At 47.9% G+C, this 19,241-nt stretch carries 21 protein-coding genes; 18 read left to right on the top strand and 3 right to left on the bottom strand.

The window, feature by feature from the left end:
* Positions 1–6 precede the first annotated feature (6 nt).
* Genes lspA through dnaE form a run of 3 tightly spaced genes read left to right on the top strand, consistent with a single transcriptional unit; the run spans position 7 to position 5,049 of the window.
* A complete protein-coding gene (gene lspA / locus NXS08_RS03395) occupies positions 7–555 on the top strand; it encodes a signal peptidase II (RefSeq protein ID WP_259137247.1) in 549 nt (182 codons plus the stop codon).
* The gene (locus NXS08_RS03390) at positions 548–1,465 is read left to right on the top strand and encodes an RluA family pseudouridine synthase (protein ID WP_259137245.1); all 918 of its coding nucleotides are present in this window, start codon (positions 548–550) and stop codon (positions 1,463–1,465) included. Before lspA ends, NXS08_RS03390 begins: the two co-directional genes overlap by 8 nt.
* 41 nt (positions 1,466–1,506) lie before the next feature.
* The gene (gene dnaE / locus NXS08_RS03385) at positions 1,507–5,049 is read left to right on the top strand and encodes a DNA polymerase III subunit alpha (RefSeq protein ID WP_259137242.1); all 3,543 of its coding nucleotides are present in this window, start codon (positions 1,507–1,509) and stop codon (positions 5,047–5,049) included.
* Between the two features lie 29 nt (positions 5,050–5,078).
* Here the strand turns inward: dnaE and NXS08_RS03380 are convergent, their stop codons facing one another.
* Together NXS08_RS03380 and NXS08_RS03375 are read right to left on the bottom strand one after the other, a co-directional pair.
* Positions 5,079–5,321, bottom strand: a complete 243-nt coding sequence (locus tag NXS08_RS03380; protein WP_259137240.1) for an RNA-binding S4 domain-containing protein — start codon at positions 5,319–5,321, stop codon at positions 5,079–5,081.
* Between the two features lie 8 nt (positions 5,322–5,329).
* Complete coding sequence (locus tag NXS08_RS03375) at positions 5,330–5,770, bottom strand: hypothetical protein (RefSeq protein ID WP_259137238.1); 441 nt, start codon at positions 5,768–5,770, stop codon at positions 5,330–5,332.
* 234 nt (positions 5,771–6,004) lie between these two features.
* Here NXS08_RS03375 and NXS08_RS03370 point away from each other — a divergent pair, with 234 nt between their 5' ends.
* From NXS08_RS03370 to NXS08_RS03330, 9 genes are all read left to right on the top strand, one after another.
* Complete coding sequence (locus tag NXS08_RS03370) at positions 6,005–7,222, top strand: dicarboxylate/amino acid:cation symporter (RefSeq protein ID WP_259137236.1); 1,218 nt, start codon at positions 6,005–6,007, stop codon at positions 7,220–7,222.
* A 155-nt stretch (positions 7,223–7,377) separates the two neighbouring features.
* The gene (locus NXS08_RS03365) at positions 7,378–8,013 is read left to right on the top strand and encodes a hypothetical protein (protein ID WP_259137234.1); all 636 of its coding nucleotides are present in this window, start codon (positions 7,378–7,380) and stop codon (positions 8,011–8,013) included.
* 5 nt (positions 8,014–8,018) lie between these two features.
* On the top strand, positions 8,019–8,756 hold the full coding sequence (locus NXS08_RS03360) for an SseB family protein (RefSeq protein WP_259137232.1): 738 nt from the start codon (positions 8,019–8,021) through the stop codon (positions 8,754–8,756).
* 309 nt (positions 8,757–9,065) lie between these two features.
* Positions 9,066–9,698, top strand: a complete 633-nt coding sequence (infC, locus tag NXS08_RS03355) for a translation initiation factor IF-3 (RefSeq protein WP_259137366.1) — start codon at positions 9,066–9,068, stop codon at positions 9,696–9,698.
* A 34-nt stretch (positions 9,699–9,732) separates the two neighbouring features.
* Positions 9,733–9,927 (top strand): 50S ribosomal protein L35, encoded by a 195-nt coding sequence (rpmI, locus tag NXS08_RS03350; protein WP_259137230.1) that lies wholly within the window; start codon positions 9,733–9,735, stop codon positions 9,925–9,927.
* 29 nt (positions 9,928–9,956) lie between these two features.
* Positions 9,957–10,337, top strand: a complete 381-nt coding sequence (gene rplT, locus NXS08_RS03345) for a 50S ribosomal protein L20 (RefSeq protein WP_259137228.1) — start codon at positions 9,957–9,959, stop codon at positions 10,335–10,337.
* A 7-nt stretch (positions 10,338–10,344) separates the two neighbouring features.
* Positions 10,345–11,193 carry an RNA methyltransferase gene (locus tag NXS08_RS03340; RefSeq protein WP_259137226.1) on the top strand — a complete coding sequence of 283 codons (849 nt, stop codon included), beginning with the start codon at positions 10,345–10,347 and terminating at the stop codon, positions 11,191–11,193.
* 12 nt (positions 11,194–11,205) lie between these two features.
* Positions 11,206–12,147 (top strand): thiamine-phosphate kinase, encoded by a 942-nt coding sequence (gene thiL / locus NXS08_RS03335; RefSeq protein WP_259137224.1) that lies wholly within the window; start codon positions 11,206–11,208, stop codon positions 12,145–12,147.
* Positions 12,148–12,186: 39 nt separating this feature from the next.
* Positions 12,187–12,684 carry a methylated-DNA--[protein]-cysteine S-methyltransferase gene (locus NXS08_RS03330; protein ID WP_259137222.1) on the top strand — a complete coding sequence of 166 codons (498 nt, stop codon included), beginning with the start codon at positions 12,187–12,189 and terminating at the stop codon, positions 12,682–12,684.
* A gap of 68 nt (positions 12,685–12,752) precedes the next feature.
* On the opposite strand, the gene rpmB is transcribed toward NXS08_RS03330, so the two are convergent.
* Positions 12,753–12,944 carry a 50S ribosomal protein L28 gene (rpmB, locus tag NXS08_RS03325; RefSeq protein WP_259137220.1) on the bottom strand — a complete coding sequence of 64 codons (192 nt, stop codon included), beginning with the start codon at positions 12,942–12,944 and terminating at the stop codon, positions 12,753–12,755.
* A gap of 207 nt (positions 12,945–13,151) precedes the next feature.
* Here rpmB and NXS08_RS03320 point away from each other — a divergent pair, with 207 nt between their 5' ends.
* From NXS08_RS03320 to NXS08_RS03295, 6 genes are read left to right on the top strand one after another with little or no spacing between them, the layout of a single operon-like run.
* Positions 13,152–14,744, top strand: a complete 1,593-nt coding sequence (locus NXS08_RS03320; RefSeq protein WP_259137218.1) for a hypothetical protein — start codon at positions 13,152–13,154, stop codon at positions 14,742–14,744.
* A gap of 5 nt (positions 14,745–14,749) precedes the next feature.
* Complete coding sequence (locus NXS08_RS03315; protein WP_259137216.1) at positions 14,750–16,843, top strand: ATP-dependent DNA helicase RecG; 2,094 nt, start codon at positions 14,750–14,752, stop codon at positions 16,841–16,843.
* Between the two features lie 38 nt (positions 16,844–16,881).
* Complete coding sequence (gene rsmD / locus NXS08_RS03310; protein WP_259137213.1) at positions 16,882–17,451, top strand: 16S rRNA (guanine(966)-N(2))-methyltransferase RsmD; 570 nt, start codon at positions 16,882–16,884, stop codon at positions 17,449–17,451.
* On the top strand, positions 17,444–17,923 hold the full coding sequence (gene coaD, locus NXS08_RS03305; RefSeq protein ID WP_259137211.1) for a pantetheine-phosphate adenylyltransferase: 480 nt from the start codon (positions 17,444–17,446) through the stop codon (positions 17,921–17,923). Before rsmD ends, coaD begins: the two co-directional genes overlap by 8 nt.
* A gap of 23 nt (positions 17,924–17,946) precedes the next feature.
* On the top strand, positions 17,947–18,651 hold the full coding sequence (locus NXS08_RS03300; RefSeq protein WP_259137209.1) for a hypothetical protein: 705 nt from the start codon (positions 17,947–17,949) through the stop codon (positions 18,649–18,651).
* Between the two features lie 23 nt (positions 18,652–18,674).
* Entirely contained in the window at positions 18,675–19,241 is a 567-nt protein-coding gene (locus tag NXS08_RS03295; RefSeq protein ID WP_259137207.1) for a DUF177 domain-containing protein, read from the top strand.

Here is a 19,241-nt window from a genome sequence, read left to right as displayed (position 1 = left end):
AAATAAATGGTACAAAGCCGTTCTAAAACGCCCTATCTAGTATTTCTTTTCGTCGGAATTTTAGGGATAGTAAGCGACTATTTAACTAAAGAATGGGCAATAAAAAATCTCTCCACCGGAACTAAAAAACCACTTATCGGAGATATCATCACTTTACAGCTCCACTACAACCCAGGAGCCGCTTTCTCTTCCTTAGTTAATGCCACCTGGATTATCACTATCTTGGCAGTCCTGGTAATACTTTTCTTATTCTACTATGCGTACAAAGTTCAATCACTTCCCTGGGCAGTAGCTTTAGGACTGCTGCTTGGCGGTGCCGGTGGAAACCTAATAGACCGATTAATTCGTGAACCAGGATTTGGTACTGGCCACGTGATTGACTTTCTTAACTATGCTGACTTTTTCATTGGCAACGTTGCCGATATCTGGATAGTTTGCGCGGGCGCCCTCATCGTTTTACTCACCCTCACCAACCACGCTGCCACCGCAACAGAAGAGAAAGAGTCCGCTTCTTTAGAAACTAAAACCACTGCAGCTGGAGAAATAGATGGGTGAGATTCGTTATCTACCCGTCCCGGATGGTTTAGCCACCGAGCGGATCGACAGTGCACTTTCAAGAATGCTTGGGCTATCACGCAGTGCCGTAAGTAAACTACTTGAAGATGAAAAAGTCCGGGTGAATGGTACCGCAGTTTCCAAAAGCCACCGGCTAAATTTAGGGGAAATGATAGAGGTTGACTTAGCTCCGCCCACACTAAGCCCCGCGCCGGTAGTTGGCATGGAAATCATCTATGAAGATGAAGACTTAGTAGTTGTAAATAAACCCGTTGGAGTAGCAGCACACGGCGGGCCTGGTTGGGATGGTCCAACTGTGCTTGCAAACCTAGAAGCAGCCGGTTTTCGTATTTCAACTTCCGGCCCTCCGGAACGTAAAGGGATTGTCCATCGCCTTGATGTGGGCACTTCCGGGGCAATGGCAGTGGCAAAATCAGAACTGGCTTACACAAAACTAAAGCACGCTTTTAAAGAACGAAAAGTTCACAAAATATATCATGCTTTAGTTTCTGGACACCCCGATCCTGCAAAGGGCACTATTGATGCACCGATTGCCCGACACCCTTCAAAAGAATGGCGAATGGCGGTAGTGGCCGGAGGGCGTCCGGCAATTACCCACTATCAGACTTTGGAAGTTCTACCCGGGGCGGCTTTGGTGGAAGTTACTTTAGAAACTGGACGCACCCACCAAATCCGGGTGCATTTTTCTACCATTGGACACCCGTGTATCGGTGACACATTCTACGGAGCAGACCCGAAACAGGCTGACCAGTTAGAGCTAAAACGGCAGTGGTTACATGCAGTAGAACTACAGTTCACCCACCCGCGGACCAATGAACACACCGTGGTGAAAGCTCCCTATACCGATGATTTACTGCGTGTCTTAACTAAATTTCGCCAATGGCAGTAACCCTAGTTAGCACCCTTTCTAAAAACGGGTAAACTAATTCTATGGCTGTTTCTGACTCTTTCGTTCACTTACATAATCACACGGAATATTCGATGCTCGATGGGGCATCAAAAATCGGTCCGATGGTGAAAGAAGCAGCTCGTTTAGGGCAACCGGCAATTGCGATTACTGACCACGGGTACTTATTCGGAGCCTACGAGTTTTATTCTAAAGCGCGCCAGCAGGGCGTGAAACCAATTATTGGGTTAGAAGCATACGTGACCCCGGGGACTTCTCGTTTTGATCGCACTCGCGTGCGCTGGGGTGAAGAATGGCAGTCTACAGATGATGTTTCTGCGCGCGGTGCCTACACTCACTTAACTTTAATCGCGGAAACTACCGAGGGAATGCATAACCTATTTCGGTTAGGGTCGATGGCTTCTTTAGAAGGGCAGTGGGGGAAGTGGCCGCGGATAGATATGGAGCTTTTAGAGCAGTACTCTAAAGGGTTGATTGCGTTCACCGGCTGTCCCTCATCAGAGGTGCAGACTCGTTTGCGTTTAGGCCAGTGGGATGAAGCGGTTGCGGCAACGGGGCGTTTGCAGGATATTTTTGGGAAAGAAAATCTCTTTGTCGAGTTCATGGATCATGGGATTGAGATTGAGAATCGGGTTCGGACGGATTTGATTAGACTTTCCGATCATTTGCAAATTCCCACGGTGGTTACGAACGACGCGCACTATGTGACTGCTGAAGATGCGGGAGTGCAAGATGCGTTGCTGTGTATTAACTCGGGTGTTACTTTAGATACTCCGGATCGCTTTAAGTTCGATGGTACCGGGTATTACATTCGTTCTTCGGAATCAATGCGCCGAGATTGGCAGGATTTGCCGCAGGCTTGTGATAATACGCTTTTAATAGCGGAGCGGTGCAATGTTGAGTTTACCGAGGGCGTTTCCTATATGCCGCGTTTCCCTGTTCCCGAGGGCGAAGATGAAACCTCTTGGTTCATCAAAGAAGTAGAACGCGGGTTGCACCTTCGGTTCCCTCAAGGGATTCCTGATGCGGTGCGGAAGCAAGCTGATTATGAAGTGGGAATCATTAACCAGATGAAATTCCCCGGCTACTTCCTGGTGGTTTCTGATTTTATTCGCTGGGCTAAAGAACAGGGGATTAGAGTAGGGCCAGGACGTGGTTCTGGGGCTGGTTCTATGGTGGCCTATGCTATGCAGATTACTGATCTAAATCCTTTAGATCACGGGCTGCTTTTTGAACGTTTCTTAAATCCGGAACGTGTTTCTATGCCGGACTTTGACGTTGATTTTGACGAACGTCGGCGTGGTGAAGTGATCGAATATGTAACTAAAAAATATGGTGACGATCGTGTTGCCCAGGTGGTTACGTACGGAAAGATTAAAACTAAACAGGCGTTGAAAGACTCTTGTCGGGTCATGGGACGGCCTTTTTCTTTGGGGGAGCAACTCACTAAAGCGCTGCCACCTACGGTGATGGGTAAAGATATTTCTATTGCCGGTATTTTCAATAAAGAAGATAAACGTTACGAGGAAGCCGCAGAGTTTAGGCGTTTTTACGAGGAAAACCCGGATACTCATCCGGTTGTAAAAATGGCTAAGGGGTTGGAAGATATTACCCGCCAGTGGGGTGTGCACGCCTGTGCGGTGATTATGTCTTCGGTTCCTTTACAACAGGTGATTCCACTTATGCAGCGTCCGCAGGACGGGGCGATTATCACCCAGTTTGACTATCCCACCTGTGAATCGTTGGGTTTGTTGAAGATGGACTTTTTGGGGTTACGTAACTTAACCGTAATCTCTGATGCTTTGGATAATATCGAGCGAAACGGTAAGGTTCGTCCCGATATTGATCATGTTGAACTCACTGACCGTAAAACTTTCGAACTGTTGGGAACTGGTGAAACGCTGGGGATTTTCCAGCTTGATAGTGCCGGAATGCAAAAACTTCTTAAACGGATGGCGCCGGATAACTTCGAAGACATTTCTGCTGTGGGGGCGCTTTATCGTCCTGGTCCGATGGGCGCTGATTCGCATAATAAGTATGCGGATCGAAAGAATGGGCGTGCAGAAATCGAGCCGATTCACGCTGAGCTGGAAGAGCCTTTGAGGGATATTTTAGGGACAACCTACGGGCTGATTGTTTATCAGGAACAGGTTATGGCAATCGCCCAAAAAGTTGCGGGTTACTCGCTGGGACAAGCAGACTTGCTGCGCCGCGCAATGGGGAAGAAAAAGAAGGAGATTCTGGATAAAGAATACGTTCCTTTCCGCGCCGGCATGATTGAACGGGGATACTCGGAAGACTGTGTGAAAACTCTTTGGGATATTCTTGTGCCGTTTTCTAACTATGCGTTCAATAAATCCCACTCTGCTGCTTACGGGCTAGTTTCTTATATGACAGCTTGGCTGAAAGCGAACTATCCGGTTGAATACATGGCTGCACTTTTAACTTCCCAAAAAGACAATAAGGATAAGCTGGGGCTTTATCTGGCTGAATGTCGTCGCATGGGAATTACTGTGCTCCCACCGGATGTGAATGTATCGGATGCGAACTTCACCGCAGTTGGTGATGATATTCGGTTTGGGTTAGCTGCAATTCGCAACGTGGGGGTTAATGTTGTGGAAGGTATCATGGCTGCTCGTAAAGAAAAGGGCAACTATGAGTCATTTGCGTCTTTCTTAGATAAGGTGCCGGCACAGGTATGTAATAAGCGCACTATTGAATCTTTGATTAAATCGGGTGCTTTTGACTCAGTGGAGTCATGTCGGCGTGCTTTGGTGGCGGTACATGAAGAAGCTGTTGAAGCTGCGGTTAAGTTAAAGCGTAATGAAGCAGCGGGACAGTTTGATTTATTTGGTGCAATGTTTGATTCTGCTGAAGTGCAGATGATGACTGTGGACGTACCTAAGATGCCTGACTGGCCGAAGTCTGAAAAACTTGCTCATGAGCGAGATATGCTGGGTCTTTATGTTTCTGACCATCCACTTTCGGGGATCCAAAAAGCATTAGAGCGTTATCAAGATGAGCAGATCGCGCAGATTAAAACTGCGGAGGCAGAGACGCAACGTGACCGGCAGATGGTGAAAGTAGCTGGTTTAATAACTAACGTACAGATTAAGACCACTCGAAAAGGTGAGCTTTGGGCGATCGCTACTTTGGAGGATTTGTCTTCTTCAATTGAGATACTTTTCTTCCCGCGTAACTATGCTTCTATTTCGCATGCCTTGGCTACGGATTTGGTAGTGCAAGTTGAAGCTCGCGTGCAAAATCGGGATGATGAGATTTCTTTAACTGGCCAGTCTATGACGATTTTAGATTTGGGTGAAGATGGGACAGTTCCTTTTGTTTTAGAACTTCCGTGGCATAAGTGCACGGAAGAAACTATGGAAGCCTTAGCGCAGATTCTCACTCAGCATCCGGGAGATTCTCCGGCGTATTTGCGTGTGACTCGTCCCGGTATGAATACTACAGTTTTGGATTTAGGAACTAAACATGCAGTAGCTATTTCTACGGCGCTTCATGCTGATGTGAAAGCACTTTTAGGGCCAGCGGCCCTACATCGAGCTTAAGGAAGAAGCGTTAGCTTTATCTGCTAAGACTATTGGGGGAGTACCTCTAAACGGACTGATTCAAGATGGTCGCCGAAATCAACTGAAATAATTTGCCCGTCTTGGAGCTGTTTTCCGCGTTGGGTTTGTACTACGCCATCAACTTGTACCCAGCCCCCTTGAATGGCGCTGCGGGCTTCAGCGCCGTCCTCGACTAAGTTGGCGAGTTTTAGAAGCTGTCCCAGGCGAATCGTGCCAGTTACGGTTATGGTAGGTAGATTTTCTGTTTGCATGTTTTGCCTTAGAGTTTACGGTGATAGAAGAAATAGAAGATGATGAAGCTAAAGAGAATCCCCGCTAGGTCGGCGAGGGCGTCCAGGTAGCTGCCGGTGCGATAGTACAGCAGGCGATCTTGAATGATTTCTGTTACCCAAGCGTAAGTGCCCAGGGTGAGTAAGACGAATCCAGGGCGCAGGTGTGACAGAAGGAGTGCCATGGTGATGAGCGCGAAACCTGTGAAATGGAAGATTAAATCAAATCCTGTTTCCGCTGGGGAGGTTACTCCGGGTAGGGGAGTTAAATACTGGTTAAGGGTGAGTACCCAAGCGGCTGGCTTTGTAGGTGGAGTGTCATTAAAGAGTAGGTATCCTTGGATAATTAGGAAAATAACCCCTACGGTTAGCCAGCGGTAGTTGGGGTTGATGTCACGGTGATAGTAGTCAGTCAGCGAGAAGGGATTCATAGATGTAATTCTCGATGTTTTAGCTGGGTAAATCAACTTTGTGGCTTTCGGCGATTCGTTAGGGGAAACTTAAAATGCTGAAACTTTTCTCAGCTACTAAGGGAAAATGGTATAAGTGTGTCTAAATAGTGGACAGGTTGGGAGGAGGGAATGAAAAAGTAAATAATATGTAAAGATACGCGAGTGTGACAAGCTCGTCCGGAGCTTGCCGCGTAAAGATAAAAGGAAATAATCGTGAATCTGAAAAAAATTCCGCTTTTTGCCTGGGTGCTTCTAGCCATCATCCTGGCTGTTGCCTTTGGCCAATTTATGCCCGTAGAAATAGCCCGCCTATTCTTCACATTCAATTCAATCTTCGGTAGTTTCTTAGGGTTTGTTATTCCACTGATTATTATTGGGCTGGTAACTCCAGCTATTGCTGAACTTGGCTCCGGTTCCGGACGCTGGATTGCCTTAACAGCAGGTATCGCATACACATCGGCGTTAATCGCCGGATTCCTCACCTGGGGAGCAAGCCAACTGGTACTCCCCGCTTTCCTTGACCCAGGACAGGGGAAAGAACTCACCGGAAGTACGGTAGAAGGACTCACCCCCTACTTTGTTGTTTCAAACAGTGCCAGCGGTGAAGGAATTGAAATTGTCATCACCCCACTAATGGGAGTAATGACCGCACTTATCTTAGCTTTCATTACCGGCCTGGGACTGTCCCTGGTGCAAGGTGATGTAGTTCGTCGAGGTTTCGCTGAATTCAGAGTAATCATTGTTGCGATGGTTGAAAGAATCCTCATCCCACTACTACCAATCCACATCTTCGGAATCTTCCTACAACTGACCATGAGCGGCCAGGTAGGACGAGTTCTTTCCACCTTTATGGCTGTAGTTGTACTGACTTTCTCGCTAACCATCCTCTACCTGCTAATTCAGTACGCCCTCGCAGGTGCGATCACGGGACGCAACCCACTAAAAGCGCTTTGGAATATGAAAGAGGCGTATCTGACCGCCCTCGGCACTTCTTCTTCCGCCGCAACTATTCCAGTCACCTTGAAATGCACCGAAGCAAATGGGGTATCAAAGCCAGTTGCCTCATTCACCATTCCACTATGTGCAACCATTCACCTTTCTGGCTCCACCATCAAAATCGTAGGTTTCTCTTTGGCCGTAATCTTCCTCAGTGGAGGGGATATGTCCCTAGCTAGCTACGCTCCCTTCATCTTCTTGCTGGGAATCATGATGATTGCAGCTCCAGGGGTTCCCGGTGGCGCAATCGCAGCAGCAGCAGGTCTGCTTGGCAGCATGCTTGGATTCGACGAAAGCCAAATCGGCTTAATGTTCGCCACCTACATTGCTTTAGATTCCTTCGGAACTGCCACCAACGTAACTGGTGACGGAGCAATCGCACTGATTATGGATAAGTTCTTAGGTAAGAAACTTGCCGAAGTAAACGAAGCATAATAAAACTGAGCTAAAAGAAGCGCAACGGAAAAACCGTTGCGCTTCTTTTAGAATTTACAGAAGAACCAGGCGATGAAGCATGGTCGAAGTATTTTCCTACCCGGAAGTAGTGTTTAATATAAGTAGTGGCATAAAGAGTTCCGAAAGGTCCCCCAGTGAGCAATATTGACGAGGAGTTCCAGAAAATAATTTCTGGTATGTCTCCAGAACAACTGCCAGAGACGACAGACGCAGACGCTTTACTTGGAGAATATAAAGACCTAAACGACGCTTTAGAAGCAATAGACCCCTTAGATATTCCCGAAGATGAAAGCCTACATCTGGAAAACGGCACGCAAACAGTTGGATGTGTGCTTGCTCCTTTTATCGATGCCACGCAGATCGCTCATATTCTAGAAATCTATGGGATTGAACGCTGGGTTGTGCAACTTGACGGACAAGTGGCTATCTGGTGCGAATTAGAAGCTGAAGATAACAGTAGTGTAGAGCAGCTTTTAGGCGATGAACGCCCCATGCCAGAAGAATGTGATGCCTTTGCGCGAGTACTTTCCCAACTGAGCCCACTTGGGGTAATCGCTGTGGTTTCCAACCTATCGGAAGAAGACGGAGAAGTCAGTGGTTCCGTCAGGGCACGCCGCTATCTAAAGGGGAAACCGGAAGAGATTGTTTCTGCGGGACTGTTACTGGCCGGAGTAGAACTTAAAGTTGAGGATCTACTACTGGGTAGAACTGCCCCGCAAGATTACAGTGATTCTGTGAAAGCCGCAAAAAACCCGAAAACTAAGAAGTGAATTCTATGGCTGAGCATAACTTTGCCTCCTTACAGGCTCGTTTAGAACGAAAAGTAGATAAAACTGACCGTGGGCAAGCAATGCCCTTAACAACGGCAGCTCTTTTTGAAACCGATCCGATCCAAAGATTAGAAAAACTTGTAGTTGCTTTGGAAACTGAAAGACTCCTTGCTCCAGCGATAGTTGCAGAAGCAGAAGACTGCCACGGTAAAACCGCTCAGGTAGAGACCGCGACGGGAATAGTCACGGTAGCTTTTACTGATACTGAAGCTATGCAACGGTTTAATAGGCAGGCTCGGCCGATCCCCGTCAGTGGAAGGCAGCAAGCTCTTTTAGCAATGGCAGAAACCGGTGGGCGTCTTTTAATTAACCCAGTACTTTTAGATGGTAAGTTAGTGGCAGACTCAGGTTATAGACTACCGCGCCCAGCGGTGCAAGCCTTAGCCCATGGGGATAGTTGGCTGCCCGCTTGGCGAGACACCGAACTACATCAAGAACTGCAGGCTAAAGCTGCTGAAATAAACCCAGTTACGCCCCCCTTAATTTCGGTGCTGGCTGATACCGAACCAACCTTAAAGATTCTCATCGAATTTTTTGTGCCCAGTGGAATAAGCGGGTATGAAATGAAAGCAGAGGTGGGAAGGTTCCATCAGGAGCTTTCAAAGGTGGAGCGTTTGCAAACTGCAGGGGAGAGGATCGAGTTTATTCCCCTGATGGTACAAACCGACGGCCACTGTGGTTGATTTCACGTCTCGGGCGGGGAAGTAACTGGCGTATTTTTCAGTAAAACTGGTATATTTAAATACGAATGTTCGGGCTTCACGTCCGACCAGTGGAACTCACCTAGAGTTCCACAAATAGCAAGCGGAGAAATCCCACCTGTGATTCCAACTCTTTTTAAGAGGACCTTATAAGGGGCAAATGCTAAACCGGAATCGGGTTCATAAGAATCTTAAAGTTCATTAAGATTACTGTGTTTTGTGGGCCTTCGCATGCTTTAGATGCGAAGGTCTTCTTCGTGTCTAACGTCTTACGAGAGTTAGGAGCAACTCATCAACGAGCCTCGGGTAAATGAACGCATCCGCGTCCCAGAAGTACGCTTAGTCGGACCAGAAGGGGAGCAGGTAGGTGTAGTGCGTGTAGAAGATGCATTGCGTCTTGCTGAAGAAGCCGGTCTGGATCTGGTAGAAGTGGCTCCAGATGCTCGTCCACCAGTAGCTAAACTGATGGACTACGGAAAGTTCAAGTATGAAGCCGCCCAAAAGGCCCGTGATGCACGCCGTAACCAAGCGAACACGGTCCTGAAGGAAATTCGCTTCCGACTGAAGATCGATGATCACGACTACGCTACTAAGAAAGGTCACGTAGAACGTTTCCTAAGCGGTGGCGACAAAGTAAAAGTTATGATCATGTTCCGCGGACGCGAACAGTCTCGCCCTGAGATGGGGATCCGCCTACTACAGCGTTTAGCTGACGATGTGGCAGAACAGGCTACAGTTGAGTCTCAGCCACGTCAAGATGGCCGCAACATGGTGATGGTATTAGCACCAACCCGTAAGAAGTCAGATGCTAAGAATGAACAGCGCAAACGTCGTGAAGCTGAACGGGCTGCAAAACGCGACCGTAAGGCCGAAAGATCAGCAAAAGAAAGCCGCAGTAAAGCTGACGAAGCTGAATTGGCTTGAGATTTCTGATTGAAGATTGAATAGAGGATAAACAATGCCTAAGAACAAGACGCACTCTGGTGCTAAGAAGCGTTTCCGCGTAACCGGAAGTGGCAAGCTGATGCGTGAAACCGCAAATAAGCGTCACCTGTTGGAAGCTAAGTCTTCCGTACGTACCCGTCGCCTTTCCCGCGACCAGGTGGTTGCCCCAGCTGACCAGAAGAACGTTCGTCGCCTGCTGGGTCTGTGATCCAGGGGACTATAGAGGAGATTTAGAAAATGGCACGTGTTAAGCGGGCGGTTAACGCCCAGAAGAAGCGTCGCGTTGTATTAGAACGCGCATCCGGTTACCGTGGTCAGCGTTCCCGCCTATACCGTAAGGCAAAGGAACAGGTCACTCACTCAATGGTTTACTCCTACCGTGACCGCCGTACCCGCAAGCGCGAAATGCGCAAACTGTGGATTCAGCGTGTAAACGCTGCAGCACGCGAAAACGGTATGACCTACAACCGCTTCATGCAGGGCTTGGCTCTTGCTGGCATTGAAGTTGACCGTCGTATGCTTTCTGAACTGGCAGTATCCGACCCAGCAGCTTTCACCGCTTTGGTTGAAACTGCACGCAAGGCACTTCCAGCAGACGTAAACGCACCAAAGAACTGAAGCTAAGATGACGGCTGAAAAACAGCCGCGTCAGCACCGCCCGGCCATTTTAAGCAACCCTAACTCGGATCGAATCCGTGAAGTTGCTGCTTTGGTCGGGCGTTCTGCACGTCGGCGTAGTGGAAGAGTACTGGTAGAAGGCCCCCAAGCAGTCCGTGAAGCATTGCGCTTTTGTGGTAAAGATCTGCTGGACGTCTACATTTCCCAAACCTATTGGGAACGCGACCCCGAAATGGTGCGCGAAGCAAAAGCAGCTACTAAATGGGTTCACCTGGTAACTGATGAAGTTAGTAAAGCAATCTCAACTGATTCCCAAGGGATTGCCGCAGTGGTTAAAGATTTCCGCACCGATGGGCTGCCTAAGATTAACTGGTCATTTATTGTTGTGCTGGCACAGACACAAGATCCCGGTAACGCCGGAACAATGATCCGAATCGCTGATGCCGCCGGTGCAGATGCCGTGTTCATCTGCTCTGGTTCGGTTGATGTAACTTCACCGAAGGTAGTGCGGGCTTCTGCCGGATCAGTATTCCACCTTCCCAGTATTGTTAATGTGGGTTTACCGGAAGTTCTTGAGTGGGCTAAATCCAGAGGAATGCAGCTTTTAGCAGCCGATGGAAATGGTTCATTAGATCTCTTTGACGCAGCTGATTGTATCGGGGAAGTAGATTTAGCTGAACCGACTGCGTGGATTTTCGGAAATGAAGCGCACGGTTTTGCGCAGCTTGACACCAGTGAGATTGAAGAGTTTGTTTCGATTCCTTTAGGTGGGCACGCTGAGTCGCTTAATGTTTCTGCTGCTGCGGCAGTTTGTCTTTTTGCTTCTGCAAAAGCACGGCGTTTCCAAAATCTTTAAGAGAGGAACCTGATGGGCGAAGACCAGCTGATTGCGCGAATGCGTGAACTTTTACCAGTTGGGGAACGGACTTTAGTGTGGTCAGGTGATGACTGCGCAGAAGTAGCTAGCCCAACAGGTTCCTTTTTGATTTCAACTGACGTATTAGTTGAAAATGTACATTTTCGTTTAGACTGGTCTTCTCCTTTTGAGATTGGGGCTCGCGCTGCCGCGCAGAATCTGGCCGATATTATGGCTCAAGGAGGCCGCGCCACCGCCGTGGTAGTTTCTTTGGTAATCCCACCTCATTTAGATCCTGAGTGGCTGTGTGACCTGGTGGAAGGATTTTCTTCCTGTGTGAAAGCTACTTCTGCGGGAGTGGTTGGCGGGGATATTTCTAAGGGAAACCAACTGGTAATGTCAGTAACTGTTTGCGGTGAAGCTGTGACGGGGAAGCTGCCCGGTTCCGTAGTGCGCAGCGGGGCGCAGCCGGGAGATGTTATTGCGGTGGCTGGTACATTAGGACACTCGTATGCCGGTTTTTTACTTTGTTCCGCTAAAGAAACAGCGTCACGCTGGGAGCGTTTTATTTCCATTTATAAGGTTCCGCAACCTCCGCTGGAGTTAGGGCCGTTGGCAGCTGGGGCTGGAGCCAACGCATTGATGGATATTTCTGATGGTCTTTCCACCGATTTGCGGCGTTTAGCTAAGGCTTCCCAAGTCCGTTTAACACTTTCCGAGGACGCTCTTAATCCTTTTATTTCACAGCTAAGGGAAGTAGCTGCAAAAGTAGGGAAACCTCCCTTAGAGTTAGTTTTAACAGGGGGAGAGGATCATGCGCTGCTAGGTTGTTTTCCAAAACAGACTGAGCTTCCCACAGGATTCATTCCAATCGGTACAGTATCTGCTGATTCAGTGGGAGTTTGGTTAGATGATAAAGAGATTCTGCCTACGGGGTGGGATCATCTACTGTAAAGGTTTACCGACTGCTAAGCGAAAGTAGTGAGGGCTGGTATGTTGTATAAGTTTACGTATCATTCTCCGATCGGAACTATGCTTTTAGCGGCTGATGGGGTTGCTTTAACGGGAGCTTGGTTTGAGGGAGCTACTCATTTCGGCGCTGGTTTAAGTGAGAGTGCAACAAAGCAAGAACTGGAAATTTTTTCTACCGCGGTAGCTTGGTTAGATGCCTATTTTATGAATCATCCTTTAACGCAGCTTCCACCAATGAAATTAGTGGGAACTGATTTTCAACTATCGGTTTGGCAACTGTTGCAACGAATCCCCTTTGGAAAAACGGTTACTTACGGGCAGCTGGCTAAAGAATTGGCGGCGCAAAACGGGGGAAGGAAAGTCTCCGCGCAAGCAGTGGGAAATGCGGTGGGACGCAACCGGCTTACGATTTTTCTGCCCTGTCATCGAGTAGTGGGCGCAAATGGTGATCTAAAGGGTTACGCCGGAGGGTTAGCGCGTAAAGAGTTTTTATTGTGCTTAGAATCGTCCGAAAAATAAGCTGAACAAAGGTATTTAAATAAAAAAGAACCACTACCGAAGTAGTGGTTCTTAAAAGCTGTTTGCGATCAGATGTTGCGTTCTACACGCTCACTCTTGATGCAGGTGGTGCATACGTTCAGACGCTTTGGTGCGCCATTTACGATTGCACGAATACGCTGAATATTTGGGTTCCAACGGCGGTTGGTTCGCACGTGGGAGTGCGAAACGCTCTTGCCGAAGCCGGGTCCCTTGCCACAGACGTCGCACTTAGAAGCCACGGTTTTATCTCCGAATCTCGATTAAAACATTACCTACGCCAGTTTAGCGCGAAAAAGTTCAACACCAAAGCCCAGCGAGTCTGATTGATAGGTATTTCACTAGAAAATCAGACAACTAATCCAGAATATATTAGTTCTTCCCATAATCCAACTTGCCCACTCTAATCTAACTGTCAGGTCAGACACATTTTATGAGAAACTAGGGGTATGTTTGCAGGAAAACGTTTGGAAAGCCTCAGTGCCACAGAGCTACTTCAGTTCATCTCGCAAGTAAGTGCGAACCTAGAACAGTTAGCTCCCTTACTTGACGATCTAAACTCCTTAGAAGGAGCAGATTTCGATACTGGATCCAACGCTGCCCAGCTTTTCAAAATCATTAAACAGCGTCTTTTGGAACGTGAAACAGAACTAACTTCCGCGCAGCTGGTTCTAACCGCTTGCACCACTTACGCTCGTACATTCGGCCTGGGGCACATTGGGGTATTTATTGCCAGCTTATTTGCCGCCCTAGAGAACAACTGTTCCGGAGCCCGCCTGCGCCCCATAGAAATCAGAAGATTCTTAAGAAATCTGCCCTCTACCGTGGAAGAGTGTTTTCCCACTCCAGAGCCGATTTTATTGGATATGGCCACGAAAATGTCGATCGTGGGACAACTAGAAATCGACCCTATCCGCCACCCGGCCCTGATGGTTGGCGAAGCTTCCCTTTGCGCTCAAGAAGTCATTATCGAAAAAACTGAAGGCTGGTGTAACGCGGGAGCGGCCTTTTTCACCATTTTCATGTCTACACTGCATTCCCTCTATGAAGGCAACTCCCTTCCCTCTGACGCAGTTCGGGAAATGTTGAAAAATATCACCGCAGATGCACTTACCGGACAAAATAAACCCAATCCACCACGCCATGGCAATGAGTTCTCAGTAGATTTCCACCTGGACTGTCTAAGCGAAGATTACCAGGAGTTCTGCCGGCAGCTAGACCAGTTGAAAGTCCGCTACTCGCAGCAAGGCAGTGTAGATCTTTTAGGAATGGGGTCGTGGCGGTTCCACATTGACACGACTTATCCGCGTGAAGTCCTCCCCAGATTCGGTTGGGTACGTCATGTGCTGATTAAAGACGCACGCTATGGAGAACTGATTGGTCACGATGAGCTGGCCATTCAAGAAGAAACTTCCGGAGTCCTTTACTTATCCCGCCCCACCTGGCAGCGTCCCGACACGGTGCGAGTAGTTGCTTTAGTGCGCCACTGGCAGTTCATTGAAGAAGTTGCTGCCACAGGTGCCTGGACAGTTTTTAATCCGATTCCCGAGGACGCTCCACTGATCGCCTCTCTTTTAGCAGAAGCCCCCGGACAGGTGGGACTAATCCTAGTTGCCGATGAAGCCGCCGCTACAGTAGCTAAACGGGCAGAGAACTTAGCCGGTGAAGAAATCGACATCATTTTTGGGAACTATCCTTATTCTGACGCGATTACCAGTGTGTGCGCGTCCCTTTGCGCACCGATTTTCATGCCTCAAATGGGGGACAAAACTAAAGAAATTACCCGCCAGCTTTTACGATCTTCAGCTTCAACAGGATTACGTCGTTGCGCGGTTATTAAAGAAACAGATCCTGAGGTGTTAAAAGAACAAATCGATCGGTTAAGTGGTTTCGGTTTAAACCGCATCATTTTCTTTGTCGATGACACGCACCGAGAACTCTATGAACAGGTGATGCGCCAAACTCAAATCTGGTATGAAGCGCAAGAAATAGTAGAAATAGTGGAATCTGCGGATCCGCATATTGTTTTGATTAACGGTTAATACAGATGCCCCCAAAAGACTTTTTAGCAACCCCTTTAGAACGCCTAGTTGGCACAGCAACCGCGAAAAAACTTGCCACCTTAGGGTTAGAAACTGCAGCTGATCTCATCCACTTCTATCCTCGCAAATACTTGCACTGGGGGAAACTAACCCCACTTCATAGTTTATTTCCGGGGGAAGAAGCAACTATCCTCGCCTCGGTAAAAAATGCGCAAATACACGCAAATCGTAATGGGGGAGTGCGTTTAACAGTAGAACTAACGGACGGTTTCTACACTCTAAACGCCACCTTTTTTGCCACCCACCCAGCTAAACTAAGCGTCCATCAGAGGCTGTTAAAACCCGGTACACAACATCTTTTCGCTGGAACTATCAGCCACTACAAAGGGCAACTACAACTAACCCATCCCAGCTTTGAAGAAGTTGAACCCAATGAGATAAACCGAGTCTTAACCCGCCCCATTGCAGTTTACCCAGCTAACCCAAAGTGTCCCACCTGGCTAACTGCAAAAGCAGTTGGCATTGTAGTAGACCAGCTTCACCCCGAAGATATACTTGACCCTTTTACCGCAGCAGAACAAAAAGAATACCAACTACAACCACTGTTAAAAGCCATCCAGCAAATCCACCGCCCTGAGACAGACGCAGAAATAAGCGCCGCAAAACAAACCCTTAAATGGGTAGAAGCCTTTGAACTCCAGGTTGCTTTTGCCCTGGACCGACAACAGAATACAGAAAAACGAGCCCATCCCATTCCCAAAACAGCAGCCGCAATCCACGCAGAAATCATTGAAAACTTCGGCTTCCCCCTTACCGGCGGGCAGCAAACTGCGATTGACACAATCCTCAGTGAGATGGAAAAAGAAACCCCAATGCAAAGGCTCTTACAAGCCGATGTGGGAGCTGGAAAAACAATCGTCGCGGGAATCTTAATGGCAACAGTAGTAAATGCAGGATTCCAAGCTGCACTGCTGGCTCCCACCGAAGTACTTGCCGCCCAACACTTTGAAACTTTAACTAATCTTCTCCCCGTCCCCGTAGAACTACTGACAGGTAGCTCAAACACAAAAAACCGTAAGCGAATCAACCAAATTGCTGCCAGCGGTCAACCAACTCTTTTAGTAGGCACCCACGCGCTGCTCCAAGACAGCGTGGAATTAAGCCGACTAGCCCTAGTGGTAATTGACGAACAGCATCGTTTCGGAGTCGCCCAAAGGGAAAAACTCCGCGAAAACCAAACAAAGGTACCACACCTATTGACCATGACCGCCACCCCAATTCCGCGGACAATCGCTATGACAGTTTTTGGCGACCTCGATATAACCGAAATTCGTGAGCTCCCCACCGGACGTATCCCGGTAAAAACTTTCCTTGTAAATGAAGCAAACAGCAGTTGGATGGAGCGGGTTTGGGTGCGCTCGCGGGAAGAAATCAACGCGGGGGGAAGGGTTTTTGTGGTTGCTCCCCGGATTGGAGATGAAGCAGATTCACAGTTGGCTTCAGTGGTGGAAACTGCAGAAAAGCTGAAGCAGCTTGAGGTTTTTCAAGGAATCGAAATTGGGATTTTGCATGGGAAACTGCCAGCGGAGGAAAAACAGACACTTATCGATGATTTTAATGCTGGGAAGTTAAACCTTTTGGTAACTACCACGGTGATTGAAGTGGGTGTGGATATTCGCGCGGCTTCCTTAATGGTGATTTTAGATGCCCAGCAGTTCGGACTTTCCCAACTCCATCAGCTTCGTGGGCGGGTGGGCAGAGGCGGGCAAGCTGCCACCTGCATCGCGGTGCATACAGCGGAAATAACTGCGGATTCGCTGGCACGTTTAGAAGCATTTGCACAGCACAATAGTGGTTTTGACCTGGCAGAGATTGATTTGAAACTCCGGAAAGAAGGAAACGTTTTAGGGCAAAATCAGTCAGGGAATGTTACTTCGTTAAAAGCACTGCGGGTACTTCGCGATGGAAAAATCATTACCGCGGCCCGGGAACTCGCGCAGCGGGTGATTGCAGCTGACCCTCATTTAACTAACCGACCTTTGCTGGCACAAAGAGTTGAGTTAGCGAAGCAAGCTGCACAGTGGATGGATCGCGTTTAGTATCCCGAAAAATATAAAATCCCGGTAATCTTGAAACTATGACACGGATAGTTGCTGGAAAATATCGAGGGCGCAGTTTATACGTACCTGCGAACGGGACACGCCCCACTTCTGAGAGAGTAAGAGAAGCCCTATTTTCCAGGTTAGAAACCTGGGATGAGCTGCGTGACGCGGAAGTATTAGATCTTTTTGCCGGCTCAGGCGCTTTGGGAATAGAAGCGGTTTCGCGTGGAGCGGCGAAAGCTACGCTAGTTGAGTTCCGGCAAAATGCCATTAACGTCATAAAAAGAAATCTTGAAGCAATCGGACAAACGCAGCTTTTTCAGACTATCCGCGCTGACGCAGTAAAGTTTGCAAATTCTGTGGGGGCCGCTAACTACACGCTGGTGTTCATCGACCCGCCCTATGATTTTCCCGCTGCTGACTTAGAAACTCTCTTAGCCGGTTTAACTTCCCACCTAAAAGATAATGCACTTTTAGTTATAGAGGCGTCTAAACGGACTGCTGAACCGAACTGGCCAAAGGCTTATACTTTAGAATCCTATAGAGACTGGGGAGAAACCAGAGTATGGTTTGTTACCTACCGGAAAGAAGAAACAGATGACTAAAGCAATTGTGCCCGGCTCATTTGACCCACTCACTAACGGACACGCGGATGTCATTGCACGAGCCAGTCAAATGTTTACTAAAGTTTACGTGGGTGTAGCGCATAATAGTGCAAAAAACTATTGGTTTACTTTAGAAGAAAGAATCGCTTTAGCGAAAGAATCTTTAAAGCAGTTTCCGAATGTGGAAGTGGTTGCGGTAGAGGGTCTTTTGGCTGCTTGGTGTGCTGCCCATGAAGTGAAAGTTATCGTTAAGGGTTTGCGAAGCGGGCAAGATTTTGAGTACGAATATCCGCAGGCTGTGCTTAATGCTGACCTAGCTGCTGTGGAAACAGTTTTTCTTCCCTCTAACCCACAATTGGGGCATATTTCTTCCAGTATTGTAAAAGAGTTAGTTTCCTACGGGGGAAATGTTGAAAACCTGGTGTCAAAAACAGTATTTGCAGCATTAAAACGTAGACTAGAAACAAATTAAGATCTAAAGCAGAAGGTACGCTCATGGCTTACGATGAATACGACGCGCCAGTTTACGAAGATGACTCCTATGAGGAAGAAGGTGACTTCTACTCATTTTCAACGGTGATTTCAATTTTGGATCAGATCGAAAATATGGTCGGTTCTGCTAAGTCTTTTATGTTCACTTCAAACGTCACCGTAAATAAAGTAGAACTTCTTGATCTATTAGGGCAGATTAGGCTTTCACTTCCCGAAGATATGAAAGAAGCCGATCGGGTTCTGTCCCAAATGGATGAACTAATCGCCCAAGCTGACGAACAAAAAGAATCTACGGAAGCAGAAGCAATTGCCCGCGCTGAGGCGATTATCACCGAAGCGGAAGCGAAAGCAACCGCGCTGAAAGAACGCTCCCGTAAAGAAGCTGAAGAACTGCGTACCCGCGCTGAGGAAGAATCTAATCGGCTGCGGGAAGAAACACAGCAGCAAGTACAAGAAATGCTATCCCAGGCACACGCAGAAACAGATCGCCTGGTAAGTCAAGAACACGTGTATCAAGAAGCTGAACGGCGGGCGGAAGAAATCGTCACCGTAGCTCGTAATCACGCGATTGATTTAACAGACAAAGCAGACGCATACTGTGAAAATACTTTAGATGATATGCTGCGCGAGCTTGATAGCATTTACCAGCAGGTATTGAACGGTCAGAATACTTTGATTGAACGCCGGCAGGAACGCCGCGGCGAATAAGTTTAGATAAAAAGGACTAGGGTTTGACTACTACTGACTTCAACGGCGCAAAACTATCTTTCGTTGATTTACCCACTCGCCCAGATCATTTTCGCGACTATGACTTAGATTTACTGGTGGGTGATGACCTGGGTACTTCAGTTATGCGAGTGGAAAAAGGCACGGTACTACACGTTACAGCGCAGGCCCAATCATTATCTGATGGGGTGCTGCTGAGACTAGCTACAAAAGTGCCCATCGTATTTGCTTGCGTACGCTGTTTAGATGAAGTGGAACAAACCGTCGATCTTGCTTTAGACGAATTATTTTTCACTCCCGAAGCTATTAAACGGATAGAAAAAGCAGAAGGGGAAGAAGCAATTACAGATCTGGCAGTTCTAGAAGCCGACCAGATTGAGCTGGAACCAATTTTAAGAGACGCCATCATCGCAGATATGGAGTTCTCCCCCCTGTGTGAAGCAGACTGTCCCGGGCTATGTGAGGACTGCGGGGAACCGTTAAGAGATTTACCGGACGACCATAGTCACACTCTTTTAGATCCGCGTTTGTCGGCTTTAGATGCGTTATTTAACGAAGAATCCGGAGCCTAG

Source organism: Gleimia sp. 6138-11-ORH1, assembly GCF_024814355.1.
Lineage (GTDB): Bacteria > Actinomycetota > Actinomycetes > Actinomycetales > Actinomycetaceae > Gleimia.
The sequence above is the reverse complement of the archived record's forward strand: the minus strand, read 5'-3'. Positions and strand labels throughout refer to the sequence as shown.

Bases quoted from the DNA above. Each gene is read 5' to 3' on its own strand.
- NXS08_RS03390 (WP_259137245.1), top strand. From the start codon at position 548: ATGGGTGAGATTCGTTATCTACCCGTCCCGGATGGTTTAGCCACCGAG.
- rpmI (WP_259137230.1), top strand. From the start codon at position 9,733: ATGCCTAAGAACAAGACGCACTCTGGTGCTAAGAAGCGTTTCCGCGTA.
- NXS08_RS03340 (WP_259137226.1), top strand. From the start codon at position 10,345: ATGACGGCTGAAAAACAGCCGCGTCAGCACCGCCCGGCCATTTTAAGC.
- lspA (WP_259137247.1), top strand. From the start codon at position 7: ATGGTACAAAGCCGTTCTAAAACGCCCTATCTAGTATTTCTTTTCGTC.
- NXS08_RS03375 (WP_259137238.1), bottom strand. From the start codon at position 5,770: ATGAATCCCTTCTCGCTGACTGACTACTATCACCGTGACATCAACCCC.
- NXS08_RS03315 (WP_259137216.1), top strand. From the start codon at position 14,750: ATGCCCCCAAAAGACTTTTTAGCAACCCCTTTAGAACGCCTAGTTGGC.
- NXS08_RS03300 (WP_259137209.1), top strand. From the start codon at position 17,947: ATGGCTTACGATGAATACGACGCGCCAGTTTACGAAGATGACTCCTAT.
- dnaE (WP_259137242.1), top strand. From the start codon at position 1,507: ATGGCTGTTTCTGACTCTTTCGTTCACTTACATAATCACACGGAATAT.
- rplT (WP_259137228.1), top strand. From the start codon at position 9,957: ATGGCACGTGTTAAGCGGGCGGTTAACGCCCAGAAGAAGCGTCGCGTT.
- NXS08_RS03330 (WP_259137222.1), top strand. From the start codon at position 12,187: ATGTTGTATAAGTTTACGTATCATTCTCCGATCGGAACTATGCTTTTA.
- NXS08_RS03360 (WP_259137232.1), top strand. From the start codon at position 8,019: ATGGCTGAGCATAACTTTGCCTCCTTACAGGCTCGTTTAGAACGAAAA.
- thiL (WP_259137224.1), top strand. From the start codon at position 11,206: ATGGGCGAAGACCAGCTGATTGCGCGAATGCGTGAACTTTTACCAGTT.
- rsmD (WP_259137213.1), top strand. From the start codon at position 16,882: ATGACACGGATAGTTGCTGGAAAATATCGAGGGCGCAGTTTATACGTA.
- NXS08_RS03380 (WP_259137240.1), bottom strand. From the start codon at position 5,321: ATGCAAACAGAAAATCTACCTACCATAACCGTAACTGGCACGATTCGC.
- coaD (WP_259137211.1), top strand. From the start codon at position 17,444: ATGACTAAAGCAATTGTGCCCGGCTCATTTGACCCACTCACTAACGGA.
- NXS08_RS03320 (WP_259137218.1), top strand. From the start codon at position 13,152: ATGTTTGCAGGAAAACGTTTGGAAAGCCTCAGTGCCACAGAGCTACTT.